Annotated in this window: 2 protein-coding genes; both read right to left on the reverse strand. The window is 66.8% G+C overall.

The window, feature by feature from the left end; all coding sequences use genetic code 11:
* Positions 1-488: (2Fe-2S)-binding protein (locus tag E5W87_RS30235; protein ID WP_292406023.1), on the reverse strand; the 488-nt coding region annotated here is incomplete at its 3' end.
* A partial coding sequence (locus E5W87_RS30240; protein ID WP_292406025.1) for an FAD binding domain-containing protein occupies positions 485-1,172 on the reverse strand: 688 nt, incomplete at its 5' end. The genes E5W87_RS30235 and E5W87_RS30240, both read right to left, overlap by 4 nt.

A 1,172-nucleotide genomic window follows, 5' to 3' on the forward strand; every position in this document is an offset into this window, starting at 1 on the left:
GCATGGCGCGACGCATCCATCACCGCCGCGACAATCTTCCGGTAGCCGGTGCAGCGGCAGAGGATGCCGCCCAGCGCATCCTGGGTTTCGGCCTCGGTTGGACAGGGTGTGCGGTCCAGCAGCGCGGTTGCCGCGATTAGCAGGCCGGGCGTGCAGATGCCGCATTGCGCCGCGCCATGGTCGAGGAACGAAGCTTGCAGCGCCGACAATCTGCCATTGGCGAGCCCTTCGACCGTGGCCACCACGGTGCCAGCGGCAGAAGCCACTGACATGAGGCAGGCGCAGACGGGTTCGCCGTCGACAAGCACCGTACAGGCGCCGCAGTCACCGGCGTCGCAGCCGATCTTGGTGCCGGTCAGGCGCAATTCGTCGCGCAGCACCGAAGAGAGGCGGCGAACCGGCGGCACGCAGACAGAAACGGCGGCGCCGTTGACCTCGAAGGCGATGTCGACGCGCTCCATGCTCATGTCAGGCTGAGCCTCGTTCATGCCGCCACCTTTTCCGTAGGCGCATGACCCGCGGCATCAAGCACGGCACGGGCGACGATCTCGCGCGCGGCGTCCAGCCGGTATTCGGTGCTGCCGCGGACATCGCCGATCGGCGACAGCTCGTCCATCGGTGCGGACTGGATCGCAGTGACGAGAGCGTGGTCGACCGGGAGGCCACGCAACGCAGCTTCGACGCCCGAGAGACGCTTGGCGACAATCGAACAGGAGCCGACGGCGACGGCAGCGTTGCCGACGATGCCGTCCTCAACGGTCAGACGGGCGGCCGCCATCGCTATGGAAATGACGAGATAGCGACGCGCGCCGAGTTTCACAAAAGCCGACGTGCCGGCGGAGGCGTTTTTCGACACGCGAATGGCGGTGACCATTTCGCCCGGCTGCAGTTCCGTGCGACGGTTTCCCAGGATGAATTTCTCCAGCGGCAGATGACGGACCATCGCCATCGAGCGCAGTTCGACCTCGGCGTCGAGAACGAGCAGCGCCGGCACGCCGTCGGCGGCCGGGGAGGCGTTGCAGAGATTGCCGGCGATGGAGCCGACGTTCTGGATCTGCACGGAGCCCACTTCCCGCGCCGCCTGCTTCAGCGCATCGAAAGCCGCCGGCAGCGGATGACGGACAAGATCGGTCCAGGTCGTGCGCGCACCGATGACCCAATGGTCCTCGGTT

Origin of the sequence: Mesorhizobium sp. (assembly GCF_004962925.1) — a bacterium.
Lineage (GTDB): Bacteria > Pseudomonadota > Alphaproteobacteria > Rhizobiales > Rhizobiaceae > Mesorhizobium.